Source organism: Streptomyces sp. CRCS-T-1 (assembly GCF_024442335.1).
GTDB classification, from domain to species: domain Bacteria; phylum Actinomycetota; class Actinomycetes; order Streptomycetales; family Streptomycetaceae; genus Streptomyces; species Streptomyces koelreuteriae.
In genome coordinates this window covers 2,387,443-2,400,077 of sequence record NZ_CP101651.1, presented here as the reverse complement: position 1 = coordinate 2,400,077, position 12,635 = coordinate 2,387,443, and the positions used below count along the sequence as shown (strand labels likewise).

At 71.7% G+C, this 12,635-nt stretch carries 11 protein-coding genes; 7 read left to right on the top strand and 4 right to left on the bottom strand.

Features of this window, described 5'->3' with window-relative positions; translation table 11 throughout:
- Positions 1-17: 17 nt before the first annotated feature.
- A complete protein-coding gene (gene glgX, locus NNW99_RS10490) occupies positions 18-2,270 on the bottom strand; it encodes a glycogen debranching protein GlgX (protein ID WP_215118431.1) in 2,253 nt (750 codons plus the stop codon).
- Between the two features lie 188 nt (positions 2,271-2,458).
- On the opposite strand from glgX, the gene NNW99_RS10485 reads away from it, so the two are divergent.
- From NNW99_RS10485 to NNW99_RS10465, 5 genes are all read left to right on the top strand, one after another.
- The gene (locus NNW99_RS10485; RefSeq protein WP_215118430.1) at positions 2,459-3,703 is read left to right on the top strand and encodes an Ig-like domain-containing protein; all 1,245 of its coding nucleotides are present in this window, start codon (positions 2,459-2,461) and stop codon (positions 3,701-3,703) included.
- Positions 3,704-3,856: 153 nt separating this feature from the next.
- Positions 3,857-5,089, top strand: coding sequence for an Ig-like domain-containing protein (locus NNW99_RS10480; protein ID WP_215118429.1), 1,233 nt, complete (start codon positions 3,857-3,859; stop codon positions 5,087-5,089).
- 99 nt (positions 5,090-5,188) lie between these two features.
- Positions 5,189-5,956 (top strand): enoyl-CoA hydratase/isomerase family protein, encoded by a 768-nt coding sequence (locus NNW99_RS10475; RefSeq protein ID WP_215118428.1) that lies wholly within the window; start codon positions 5,189-5,191, stop codon positions 5,954-5,956.
- A gap of 274 nt (positions 5,957-6,230) precedes the next feature.
- Complete coding sequence (locus tag NNW99_RS10470; protein WP_215118427.1) at positions 6,231-6,734, top strand: ATP-binding protein; 504 nt, start codon at positions 6,231-6,233, stop codon at positions 6,732-6,734.
- A gap of 123 nt (positions 6,735-6,857) precedes the next feature.
- A complete protein-coding gene (locus NNW99_RS10465; RefSeq protein ID WP_215118426.1) occupies positions 6,858-8,036 on the top strand; it encodes a YncE family protein in 1,179 nt (392 codons plus the stop codon).
- Positions 8,037-8,091: 55 nt separating this feature from the next.
- On the opposite strand, the gene NNW99_RS10460 is transcribed toward NNW99_RS10465, so the two are convergent.
- Entirely contained in the window at positions 8,092-8,757 is a 666-nt protein-coding gene (locus tag NNW99_RS10460) for a GNAT family N-acetyltransferase (protein ID WP_251057753.1), read from the bottom strand.
- A gap of 49 nt (positions 8,758-8,806) precedes the next feature.
- Here NNW99_RS10460 and NNW99_RS10455 point away from each other — a divergent pair, with 49 nt between their 5' ends.
- Both NNW99_RS10455 and NNW99_RS10450 read left to right on the top strand, forming a co-directional pair.
- Complete coding sequence (locus NNW99_RS10455) at positions 8,807-9,721, top strand: MerR family transcriptional regulator (protein ID WP_215118424.1); 915 nt, start codon at positions 8,807-8,809, stop codon at positions 9,719-9,721.
- A 56-nt stretch (positions 9,722-9,777) separates the two neighbouring features.
- Positions 9,778-9,990, top strand: coding sequence for an EF-hand domain-containing protein (locus NNW99_RS10450; protein ID WP_189727755.1), 213 nt, complete (start codon positions 9,778-9,780; stop codon positions 9,988-9,990).
- 73 nt (positions 9,991-10,063) lie between these two features.
- Here the strand turns inward: NNW99_RS10450 and NNW99_RS10445 are convergent, their stop codons facing one another.
- Both NNW99_RS10445 and NNW99_RS10440 read right to left on the bottom strand, forming a co-directional pair.
- Positions 10,064-10,855 (bottom strand): ABC transporter ATP-binding protein, encoded by a 792-nt coding sequence (locus NNW99_RS10445; RefSeq protein WP_215118423.1) that lies wholly within the window; start codon positions 10,853-10,855, stop codon positions 10,064-10,066.
- On the bottom strand, positions 10,852-12,567 hold the full coding sequence (locus NNW99_RS10440) for a 2-isopropylmalate synthase (RefSeq protein WP_215118422.1): 1,716 nt from the start codon (positions 12,565-12,567) through the stop codon (positions 10,852-10,854). The genes NNW99_RS10445 and NNW99_RS10440 overlap by 4 nt, the downstream gene beginning before the upstream one ends.
- Positions 12,568-12,635 lie beyond the last annotated feature (68 nt).

Here is a 12,635-nt window from a genome sequence, read left to right as displayed (position 1 = left end):
CCGGGCGAAACGCTGCCTCAGCCCGCCACCCGCAGCAGCAGCACCGCCCGCCCCGGCATCGTGATCTCCGCCCCCGCCCGGTGCTCCACGCCCGGTGCCTCCCCCTGCTCCTCCAGGCTCGTGTCGACGACGACCTCGTACCGCTCCGCCCAGGGCGGCCCCGGCAGTTCGAAACTCACCGGTCCCTCGCCCGCGTGCAGCACGGCGAGGAAACTGTCGTCGAGGATCTGCGCCCCGCGCTCGTCCCGGCCCGGGATGTCCCGGCCGGACAGATACATCCCCAGCGTGGCGGCGGGCGCGTACCAGTCCTGCTCCGTCATCTCCGTGCCCCGGGACGTGAACCAGGCCAGGTCGCGCAGCCCGTCCGCGGTCTGCGCCCGGCCCGAGAAGAACGCCCGGCGGCGGAGCACCGGGTGCCGGTGGCGCAGCGCGATCAGCCGGGAGGTCAGCTCGAACAGGGCATGCCAACCGGGATCCTCCAGCAGCCCCCAGTCCACCCAGCTGATCTCGTTGTCCTGGCAGTAGGCGTTGTTGTTGCCGCGCTGGGTGCGGCCCAGTTCGTCGCCCGCGACCAGCATCGGCACGCCCGTCGACAGCAGCAGCGTGGTCAGCAGGTTCCGCAGCTGCCGGCGCCGCAGCGCCCTGACCCCCTCGTCCTCGGTCTCGCCCTCGGCGCCGCAGTTCCAGGCCCGGTTGTCGTTCGTGCCGTCGCGATTGCCCTCGCCGTTGGCCTCGTTGTGCTTGCGCTCGTAACTCACCAGGTCGCGCAGGGTGAAGCCGTCGTGCGCCGTCACGAAGTTGACGGACGCGTACGGCCGGCGCCCGCCCCAGGCGTACAGATCGCTGGAGCCCGACAGCCGGTAGCCCATCTCCCGTACGTCGGGCAGCGCGTGCCGCCAGAAGTCCCGTACGGCGTCGCGGTAGCGGTCGTTCCACTCCGTCCACAGCGGCGGGAACGCCCCCACCTGGTAGCCGCCCGACCCCACGTCCCACGGCTCGGCGATCAGCTTCACCCGGCGCAGCACCGGGTCCTGGGCGATGACCGCGAGGAACGGGGAGAGCATGTCGACGTCGTGCATCGAGCGGGCCAGCGCCGCCGCCAGGTCGAAGCGGAAGCCGTCCACGCCCATCTCCGTCACCCAGTACCGCAGCGAGTCCGTGATCAGGCGCAGCACCTGCGGCTGGACCACGTGCAGGGTGTTGCCGCAGCCGGTGTAGTCGGCGTAGCGGCGCGGATCGTTCTGGAGCCGGTAGTAGCCGCGGTTGTCGATGCCCTTCAGGGACAGCGTCGGGCCGAGTTCGCCCGCCTCCGCCGTGTGGTTGTAGACCACGTCGAGGATGACCTCGATCCCGGCCGCGTGCAGGGCGCGCACCATGCGCTTGAACTCGCCGACCTGCTCACCCCTCGTCCCGGAGGCCGCGTAGGCCGCGTGCGGGGCGAAGTAGCCGATGGAGTTGTAGCCCCAGTAGTTGCCGAGGCCTCTGCGCAGCAGATGGTCCTCGTGCGCGAACTGGTGCACCGGCAGCAGCTCCACCGCCGTCACGCCCAGCCTCACCAGGTGCTCGATCGCGGCCGGGTGCGCGAGCCCGGCGTAGGTGCCGCGCAGCTCCTCGGGGATGCCCGGGTGCAGCGCGGTGAAGCCCTTGACGTGCAGCTCGTAGATCACCGAGTCCGCCCACGGCGTCTTCGGGCGGCGGTCGTCGGACCAGTCGTCGTCATCGTGGACGACGACACCCTTGGGGACGTACGGCGCCGAGTCCCGGTCGTCGCGCACGGTGTCGGCGACATGCTGCTGCGGCCAGTCGCGCACATGCCCGTACACCTCCGGCGGCAGGCCGAAGTCTCCGTCCACCGCGCGGGCGTACGGGTCGAGCAGCAGCTTCGCCGGGTTCCAGCGGGCTCCGGTCCACGGGTCCCAGCGGCCGTGCACCCGGTAGCCGTAGCGCCGGCCGGGCAGCACGCCGGGGACGAAGCCGTGCCAGATCTCGTGGGTCAGCTCGGTCAGCCGGGCCCGCGACTCCTTGCCCGCCTCGTCGAAGAGGCACAGCTCCACCCCCTCCGCCCCGCCCGCCCACAACGCGAAGTTGGTCCCCGCCACCCCGTCCGGGCCGACCCGGAACCGGGCGCCCAGCGGCGTCGCCGCACCCGGCCAGGCGGACACCATGGGCGGCGGCGCGGGCCGCCGTACGCCGTTCGCGGCGGCGGCCTGGCGCCCGTTCCCGGTGGCCTGATGGCCGGCCACCGCCTCCTGCTCGGCTGCGCTGGACACCTGTCAGCCTCCCGCGGCTCGTGGAACGACCGGGGACAGAGGGATGCGGACCTGTACTGCGGCCCGGGCCGCGGCTCCCCTGCGCGTCGTCCTCCCCACTGTTCTGCCCAGAGCATGGGTCGCACTCACGTTTCCCCGGGGGCGGGCATGGTCGTTTCCCGGGGACGCGGCCGGTCGTTGGGTACCCCGTGAGGCACGTACAAGGGCGCGCGCGGCGCGCGAGGGCCGCGCTGGCCGCCGTAGTGACATGGGCAGGGCTGCTGGCCGGGGCCACGGGCTGTACCTCGGACGACGCGGGCGGGATCGCGGGGGCGTTCGGCGCGCCCCCGGCGCCCGAGGACGTCATCAAGGTCTCGCCCGAGGACGGCAGCAGGGGCGTACGCCCCGGGAGGACGCTGCGGGTGCGCGTGCCCGACGGCAGGCTGGAGTCGGTGAAGGTCACCCGGTCCCAGGACGCGCAGGAGTCCCCGGTGCCCGGGCGGGTCTCCGCCGACGGCCTGACCTGGGAGCCCGACGAGAAGCGCCTGGGGCTCGCCGCCGAGTACACGGTCGACGCGGTGGCCGTGGACGGCGACGGCCACCGCTCGGCCCGGCACACCACCTTCACCACGTACGTCCCCGAGGAACGCTTCATCGGCTACGTCGCCCCGGAGAACCGCGCCACGGTCGGCACCGGCATGATCGTCTCCCTGGAGTTCAACCGGGAGATCGCCGACCGCGCCGTCGTCGAACGCGCGGTGCGGGTCACCTCCCGCCCGGCCGTCGAGATCCGCCCGCACTGGTTCGGCCGGAGCCGCCTCGACTTCCGCCCCGAGGACTACTGGAAACCCGGCACCCAGGTCACCGTCGACCTGCGCCTGCGCGACGTCGAGGGCGCGCCCGGGGTCTACGGCCTGCAGCACAAGACGTTCTCCTTCACCGTCGGCCGCGGCCAGGTCTCCGTGGTCGACGCCGCCCGGCACACCATGGAGGTCCGGCGCGACGGCGAGACCCTCGCCACCGTGCCGGTCACGGCCGGCGCCCCCGAGACGACCACGTACAACGGGAAGATGGTGGTGACCGAGATGCTCGACGTCACCCGGATGAACGGCGCCACGGTCGGCTTCAAGAAGCGCGACGGCAAGGGCGAGTACGACATCCCGGACGTCCCGCACGCCATGCGCCTGACCGACTCCGGCACCTTCCTGCACGGCAACTACTGGGCGGACCACACCGTCTTCGGGCGGAGCAACGTCAGCCACGGCTGCATCGGACTGCGCGATGTGAAGGGTGGCGGCGCCGCCACCCCGGCCGGCTGGTTCTTCGACCGCAGCCTGATCGGGGACGTCGTCGAAGTCGTCAACAGCAAGGACAAAGAGGTCTCTCCCGACAACGGCCTCGGAGGCTGGAACATGAGCTGGGACGCATGGAAAGCGGGCAGTGCGGTGAAGTAGTCCGACAGGGGGCGGATCGACCCCGCGCTGTTGGGACGGAACAGTGACAATCGCGGGCCGCCGGTGCCCGGCGCCTTGTGGTTACTATGCGCCGGGGCGCGGGGGACGCGCAGGGGTTGTGGGCCTGACCAGGCCCGGGGAGGGGAGTACGACTTGAACGGGCGACCGATATCGGGGGCGTCGGTTGGGGGCAGGCACGGACTGCTCGCGCTGATACTCGGCGGGGTGCTCCTCGCCGTCACGGCGTGTGGCGGCGGGGAGAGCGGAGCCGGTGCCGCAGGGGGCGGCGGCGCGGGCAAGGGCTCGGACACCGCGCAGAGCAAGCAGTCCGAGGCCGTGGTGAGCATCACCCCCAAGGACGGCACGAAGTCCGTCGACACCAGCGGGAAGCTGAAGGTCACGGCCGCCAAGGGCAAACTGACCGAGGTCGAGGTCAAGGACGCCAAGGGCAAGAAGGTCGACGGCGAGATATCCGGCGACGGCGCCACCTGGACGCCGTCCAGCCATCTGGCCGCCGCCACCAAGTACACGGTCCACGCGGTCGCGAAGGACTCCGAGGGCCGCACGGCCGCCGAGGACGCGGGCTTCACCACGCTGACGCCCGAGAACACCTTCACCGGCACCTTCACTCCCGAGGACGGCTCGAAGGTCGGCGTCGGGATGCCGTTCTCCATCCGCTTCGACCGGGGCATCACCAACCCGGAGGACGTCGAGAAGGCCATCCGCATCAAGACGGAGCCGGCCGTGGACGTCGAGGGCCACTGGTTCGGCAACGACCGTCTCGACTTCCGCCCCGAGAAGTACTGGAAGACCGGCACCAAGGTGACCGTCGACCTGAACCTCGACGGCGTCGAGGGACGCTCCGGCGTCTACGGCGAGCAGGACAAGACGGTCGACTTCACCATCGGCCGCAACCAGGTCTCCGTCGTGGACGCCAAGAAGCTCACGATGAAGGTCATGCGCGACGGCAAGCTGTTCAAGACCATCCCCGTCACCACCGGCAAGCCCGGCATGGAGACCTGGAACGGCCAGATGGTCGTCAGCGAGATGCTCCCGGTGACCCGCATGAACGGCGAGACCGTCGGCTACGGCGGGGAGTACGACATCAAGGACGTCCCGCACGCCATCCGCCTCACCACCTCCGGCACCTTCCTGCACGGCAACTACTGGGCGGGCGGCGCCTTCGGCGAGTACAACGCCAGCCACGGCTGCATCGGCCTGCGCGACGTGCGCGGCGGCTGGGACAAGAAGGTGCCGGCCGCCTGGTTCTTCAACCACTCGATGATCGGCGACGTGGTCGTCGTCAAGAACTCCGAGGACCGGATCGTCGCCCCGGACAACGGGCTCAACGGCTGGAACATGTCGTGGGAGAAGTGGAAGAAGTAGCGCCCGGCTCACGATGAGCCGACGCTGATTCGACGGCAGGGCCCCGGTGTGACGGACAGCACCGGGGCCCTCGCCGTTAGTCGCCGTTAACCTGCTCCCATGACCGTCTCTCTCGAAGTCGCTGAAGGCGTCGGCACCCTGCGCCTGGACCGCCCGCCCATGAACGCGCTGGACATCGCCACCCAGGACCGGCTGAAGGAACTCGCCGAGGAGGCCACGCGCCGCGACGATGTGCGGGCCGTGGTGGTCTACGGCGGCGAGAAGGTGTTCGCGGCCGGCGCGGACATCAAGGAGATGCAGGCGATGGACCACGCCGCGATGGTCCTGCGCTCCCGCGCCCTGCAGGACTCCTTCACGGCGGTGGCCCGTATCCCCAAGCCGGTCGTCGCGGCCGTCACGGGTTACGCGCTCGGCGGCGGCTGCGAACTCGCGCTCTGCGCGGACTACCGCATCGCCGGCGAGAACGCCAAGCTCGGCCAGCCCGAGATCCTGCTCGGCCTGATCCCCGGCGCGGGCGGCACCCAGCGCCTGGCCCGGCTGGTCGGCCCCTCCAAGGCCAAGGACCTGATCTTCACCGGCCGGATGGTGAAGGCCGACGAGGCGCGGGAGATCGGCCTGGTGGACCGGGTCGTGCCCGCCGACGAGGTGTACACGCAGGCGCACGCCTGGGCCGCCAAGCTGGCACAGGGCCCGGCGCTCGCCCTGCGTGCCGCCAAGGAGGCGATCGACGCCGGCCTGGAGACCGACATCGAGACGGGCCTGACCATCGAACGCAACTGGTTCGCGGGCCTGTTCGCCACCGAGGACCGTGAGCGGGGCATGCGCAGCTTCGTGGAGGAGGGACCGGGCAAGGCGAAGTTCCTCTGACCCCCCCTCCAGGGGCTTGCAATTGACGAGGCGTCTGATCCGGGTCCCTCGAAGGGGCGGTTTATGTCAGCCTTAAGGCAACCTTAAGCGTGTTCGGGCGGTGAACTTCGCCGCTTGCCCCGGAACGAGCCGTTCTCGCAGGTCACACCGGGCGTGAGAGGCTCCGAAGTGCCTTGGGCATATGCCGTCCGACTGCCGGTTCCGGGCCCGTTCCGGGGGGTCTATTCCCCGGGAACGGCCCCGTCGGGCGCGCCGGGCGGCCATGATGGGGGGCATGGCGGGGCTGGAGGGTATGGAACAGCCGCGGGGACACGCACATGCGGCCGCGGCGCGCTGGTCACCGACCGTCGAGGACGAACGGGCGCTCAAGGCGCTGGAGTTGTACGGCAATCCGACGGAGGCAGAGGTTCCACTGCCGTCCCGCCCCGAGTCCGCGGCCACCGCCAGACGGCTCACCCAGGTCGTGGTCCTGCGCCACTGGGGGCTCACCCCCAAGATCACCGAGGAAGCGGTCTTACTCGTCTCCGAACTGGTCGGCAACGCCGTACGCCACACCGGTGCCCGTGTCTTCGGGCTGCGGCTGCACCGGCGCCGCGGCTGGATCCGCGTCGAGGTCCGCGACCCCTCCCGGGGGCTGCCCTGTCTGATGCCGGTCCAGGAGATGGACGTCAGCGGCCGGGGTCTCTTCCTCGTCGACAAGCTGGCCGACCGCTGGGGGGTCGATCTGCTGCCCCGGGGGAAGACGACGTGGTTCGAGATGCGGGTCGTCGAGCGCTGACGGCCGCTTGTCGCCCGCCGGTGGCGGCCGGGGCTCGACCGGGGGTGTGACCTGCGACGACTCACCTGGACGTCGATCGGGCGAATCACCGATTTCCCCGTGAAGCGCCCCTTAAATGGTCCAATGCACCGCCACTTCCTCAAGAGCACCCTCGTCGCGGGCGCCGCCCTCCTCGCCCTCGCCGCCTGCGGCACCCCGGGCGAGGAGCGGACCTCCCCGGCACGCCCCACCAAGGCCGCCGTGCCCGCCCCGCACGAGAAGAAGACCGTCCAGGGCCTGCCGGGCATGCCGCCCGTCCTCGACCCGAAGGACGTGTACGCGGCCGACCGCCCCAACAAGCTGTCGCCCGTGGTCAAGGGCTTCCCGTCCCGGGTCTACGTCCCCAACACCGAGTCCGACACCGTCTCCGTCATCGACCCGAAGACGTACGAGATCATCGAGACGATCCCCGTCGGCCGGCAGCCCCAGCACGTCGTGCCCTCCTGGGACCTGAAGACGCTCTGGGTCAACAACAACCGCGGCCACACCCTCACCCCGATCGACCCGAAGACCGGCAAGGCGGGCAAGGAGGTCGAGGTCCACGACCCGTACAACCTCTACTTCACGCCCAACGGCAAGTACGCCGTCGTGATGGCCTCCCTCGACCGCGAGCTGGTCTTCCGCGACCCCCACACCATGGAGATCAAGAAGACCGTGCCGGTCTCCTGCTACGGCGTCAACCACGCCGACTTCTCCCTCGACGGCCGCTACTTCATCGTCTCCTGCGAGTTCAGCGGCGAACTGCTCAAGGTCGACACCGAGAAGATGAAGGTCGTGGGGCAGCAGCGGCTGCCGTTCGAGGGCGCCATGCCGCAGGACGTGAAGGTCTCGCCGGACGGCAAGCGGTTCTACATCGCCGACATGATGGCCCACGGCATGTGGGTCCTCGACGGCGACACGTTCACCGAGCCCACCCTGCTGCCCACCGGCAAGGGCTGCCACGGCCTCTACGTCAGCCGCGACTCCCGCGAGATGTTCGTCTCCAACCGCGGCGAAGGCACCGTCTCCGTCTTCGACTTCACCCGGAACAAGCTCACCAAGAAGTGGGACCTGCCCGACGGCGGCAGCCCCGACATGGGCGGCGTCTCCGCCGACGGCAAGGTCCTGTGGCTCTCCGGCCGCTACGACGCCGAGGTCTACGCCATCGACACCCGCACCGGCGCCCAGCTCGCCCGCATCCCCGTCGGCAGCGGCCCGCACGGCCTCGCGGTCTACCCGCAGCCGGGCCGCTACTCCCTCGGCCACACGGGCATCTTCCGGTGAGCGCCGGCTGCCCTCCACCGAAGGGAGTCGGCACGCCCTGCTCGTGCCCTCGTGATCACGTGCGAGAGCGATCCGCACCACGAGCCCTGGCACTGAGCAGCGCCTCCGAGCCCACGGGACGGTAGCCGGCCGCCTGGAACGCCCGCAGACTACGGGCGTTCCCCGCCGACACCTGGGCCCACACCGGGGCGTCCCCGACCAGGTGCCGCGCCGCCTCCACCAGCCGCCGCCCCAGCCCTCGCCGCCGCGCCTCCTCCGCCACCTCGACGGCGACCTCCCACCGCCCGGCCACCCCACGGCCGAGGACGAGGACCCCGCCGTCCGCCGCCCACACCCGCACGTCGTCACGCCGGCGGCGTGCGGAGACCACCCGTGGATGGCCGGGATCGTCGATCTCCGTCAACGCGAGCGGAGGCTCCCCGGGCAGCGCGGCGCCGGTCAGCAGCACGTCGATGGTGTCGGACGTACGCCCGGTGCGGTCCATGAGTGCCGCCAGGAAACGGGCGTTCATCGTGGCCGCGAGACCGTCGCAGTCGGTGCCGGCCAGCGTCCGGCGTATCCACCCGGGATCCTCGTCGGTGAAGACCACCGAGTGGGCCGTGAAGGCGAGGACCCCCGCGTCCCGGTGCGAGGGCTGGTTCACGATCGTCGTCCCGCCGTCCGCCGGCGGGAAGACCCCTCGGGCCGCCGCGTCCAGAATGTCCCGCAGAGTGTCCGCCACCGACGCGCTCCTTGAGTCTCCACCCACTGGAGGGCCCAGACTCCCAGACATGACCGACGAAGCCACCGGACTTCTCACCATCGGGGACCTGGCCCGGGTCACCGGGCTGACCGTGCGCACCATCCGCTACTGGTCGGACGAGGGCGCCCTGCCCCCGGTGGCCCGGTCCGCGGGCGGCTACCGGCTGTACGACGCCGCGTCCGTGGCGCGCCTGGAGCTGATCCGCACCCTGCGCGAACTCGGCCTCGGCCTGGCGGACGTCCGCCGGGTGCTGGCAGGCGAGACGACGGTCGCGCGGGTGGCCGCCGCGCACGTGGTCGCGCTGGACGCGCAGATCAGCTCGCTCAAGGTGACCCGTGCGGTGCTGTCGACGGTGGCGAAGCGGGGTTCCAGCGCGGAGGAGATGACACTCATGAACAGACTGGCACGGCTCTCGGCGGCCGAACGGCGGCAGATCGTCGAGGACTTCATGGCGGAGGTCTTCGAGGGGATCGACACGGCCGACCCGGACATCCGCCGCAGGCTGCGTCTCGCCGCCGCCGAGCTGCCCGACGACCCCACGCCCGAGCAGGTCGACGCCTGGGTGGAGCTCGCCGAGCTGATCCAGGACCCCGGCTTCCGCGCCCAGATGCGGCAGATGGTCGAGTTCAACGCGGCCGACCGGGGGCCGGACGTCCCGGCCGGTTCGTCCCTGTGGTTCGTCAGCCGGCTCGTACAGCTCGCGGCCGACGCCCGGCGGCGCGGCATCGCCCCCGGGGCACCGGAGGCCGACGCCGTCCTGAGGGACCTGCTCGGCGACACCGACCGGTCCGCCGTACTCGACCGCCTCACGGCCGCCTCCAACGTCCGGGTCGCCCGCTATCGCGAACTTCAGGCCGTCGTGGGCGGCCTCGACCCCCAGCCGACCCACGACGAGGAGTTCGCCTGGGTGGTCGCCGCGCTGGAAGCACGCACGGCCAGTTAATCTGACCTGCGTCAGCAGGACAGAGAACACGAGAGCACGAGAGTAGGGGCGGATCGGTGGCGGACATCGAGGAAGCACGCAAGCAGTTCGAGCGGATCGATACGGACGGCGACGGATTCATCACCGCTGCCGAGTTCAAGACCGCCCTGGCCCGGTCGGGTGACTGGAACGTCACCGAGTCCGTCGCCGAGGTCGTCATCAAGACCCGCGACCTCGACGGCGACAAGCAGCTCAGCTTCGACGAGTTCTGGGCCTACCTGAACAAGTAGTCGCCCGCTGCCGGGGGCGCTCCGCTTCCTGAACGAAGGGGCCCGGTCCGACCTCGGTCGGACCGGGCCCTCGTCATGCCCCGCGCGCCGTGCGCACGCTCCAGCGGCCGTCGTGCCGTTCCAGGGCCAGCGGCAGGTCGAAGCACTTGCCGAGCCCGTCCGCGGTCAGCACCTCAGCCACCGGGCCCCCGGCCAGCGGACGGCCCTCGCGCAGCAGCAGGGCGTGCGTGGTGTGCGGCGGCAGCTCCTCCAGGTGGTGGGTGACCAGGACCGTCGCCAGGCGGGGGTGATCCCGGCGCAGCTCCGCCAGCGCCACGATCAGCCGCTCCCGGCCGGGCAGGTCCAGCCCGGTGGCCGGTTCGTCCAGGAGCAGCAGCCGGGGCTCGGGCATCAGGGCCCGGGCGATCAGCGTCCGGCCGCGCTGGCCCTGGGAGAGAGTGGGCCAGCGCGCCTCACGGTGCTCCGCCAGCCCCAGCGTCCGGATCAGCCGCTCCGCCCGTTCCTCCTGCTCCGGCGTCGGACGCCACCGGGGCAGCGGCTCCACGGAGTTGGTCAGGCCGGTCAGGACGACGTCCCGTACCCGCAGCGGCGAGCCGAGCGGATGCCGCGGATCGACATGCCCGACGTGCGCGCGCAACTCCCGCAGATCGACCCGGCCCAGCCGGTGCCCCAGCACCTCCACGGTGCCCCGGGTGGGGTGAACGAGCGCGCCGAGCAGACGGAGCAGAGTGGACTTGCCCGCCCCGTTGGCCCCGAGCAACGCCCAGTGCTCACCGGCCCGCACCGTGAGGGACACCTCCTGAAGGATCGGCCGCCCGTCGCGCACGACGGCCACGTCCTGGGCACGCAGGACGACCGCCGTCATCGCAGGGCCCGGTTCACCGCGGACAGCACCGCCCGGACGGACGCGGCCAGGGCCGAGGAGTCCCGGCCCGCGCCCCAGCACGTCGTACCGCGGACCCGGCACTGGGCGAAGGCATGCGCACCGTCGCCACCGGCCTGCTCGTGGAAGTCGAGCACCTCCACGTCGACTCCCGCCCCGGCCAGCGCGTCGACGAACGCGGAGACCGGGCCGCTGCCGGTGCCCTCGTAGTCGCCGGTGCGCTCACCGGTTCGCAGCGTGCAGACGAACCGATGGCCGCCGCCGGACTCGTCCGGGTGCACGGACCAGGCCTCCAGCGCCACCTCCCCGTCCTCCACGACGTACGTGGCCCGGAACAGCTCGTACAGCTCCTTCGCCGCCATCTCCCGGCCGCTGTCGTCCGTCGCCCGCTGCACCGCCCGGGAGAAGTCCGGCCGCATGCGCGCGGGCAGGTCGACGCCATGGTGGGCGCGCAGCAGATAGGCCATGCCGCCCTTGCCCGACTGCGAGTTCACCCGGATCACCGCCTCGTAGGAGCGGCCCACGTCGGCCGGGTCGACCGGCAGATACGGGACCGACCAGGGCGCCCGCCGCTCCGGCACGCCCAGCTCCCGCGCCCGCTCGGCGTGCCGGGCCAGGCCCTTGCTGATCGCGTCCTGGTGGGTGCCCGAGAAAGCGGTGTGGACGAGGTCCCCGGCGTACGGGTGGCGCGGGTGCACGGGCAGCCGGTTGCAGTGCTCGACTGTCTCCCTCACCGTGTCGATGTCCCGGAAGTCGATCATCGGGTCGACGCCCTGGGCGTACAGGTTCAGCGCGAGGGTCACCAGATCGACGTTGCCGGTGCGCTCCCCGTTGCCGAACAGGCAGCCCTCGACGCGCTGGGCACCGGCCAGGACGGCCAGTTCGGCGCAGGCGACCCCGGTGCCGCGGTCGTTGTGCGGATGCACGGAGAGGATCACGCTGTCGCGCCGGGACAGATGGCGGTGCACGTACTCGATCTGGTCGGCGTAGACGTTCGGCGTCGCGATCTCCACGGTCGCCGGGAGGTTGTGGGTCACCGGCCGGTCCGGGCTCGCGTCCCACAGCTCGGTCAGCCCGTCGCACAGTTCCAGGACGAAGTCGGGCTCGGTCAGGTTGAAGGTCTCCGGGGAGAACTGGAAGCGGACGTACGATGCCCGGTCCGCCCGTCGGGCCATGTGCTCGGCGGCCTCCCGCACGGTCCGCCACACCTCCGCCCGGTCCCGCCCCAGGACGACGTCCCGCCACACCGGCGAGGTCGCGATGTACAGGTGTACGACCGCTCTCGGCATCCCCTCGATCGCCTCGAAGGTGCGGTCGATCAGGTCCCGGCGGGCCGGGGTGAACACGACGGGCGTGACATCGTCCGGTACGGCGTCGCCGGTCGCCAGGTGCCGTACGAAGTCGAAGTCGGCGCGGCTCGCGGACGGGTAGCCGACCTCGATCTCCTTGAAGCCCATGCCGGTCAGCAGATCGAAGAAGCGGCGCTTGCGGGGTGTGTCCATCGGCTCGGCGAGGGCCTGGTTGCCGTCGCGCAGGTCGACGGGGACCCAGAGGGGGGCGCGCTCGATCGTGGCGGCGGGCCAGTCGCGGCCGGCGGCGGGGACGCGCACGCGGTCCTGGAAGGGGCGGTAGCGGTGGAAGGGCATGGGGCCCGGGCGCTGGGGGTTCCAGGCCGGGGCGGGGGTGGTGGTCATCGTCGGCTGTGGCCTTCGGCTCGGTCGGACGGTGACCGGCAGCACGGCGCCCCGCGGCGGGGTGCCGG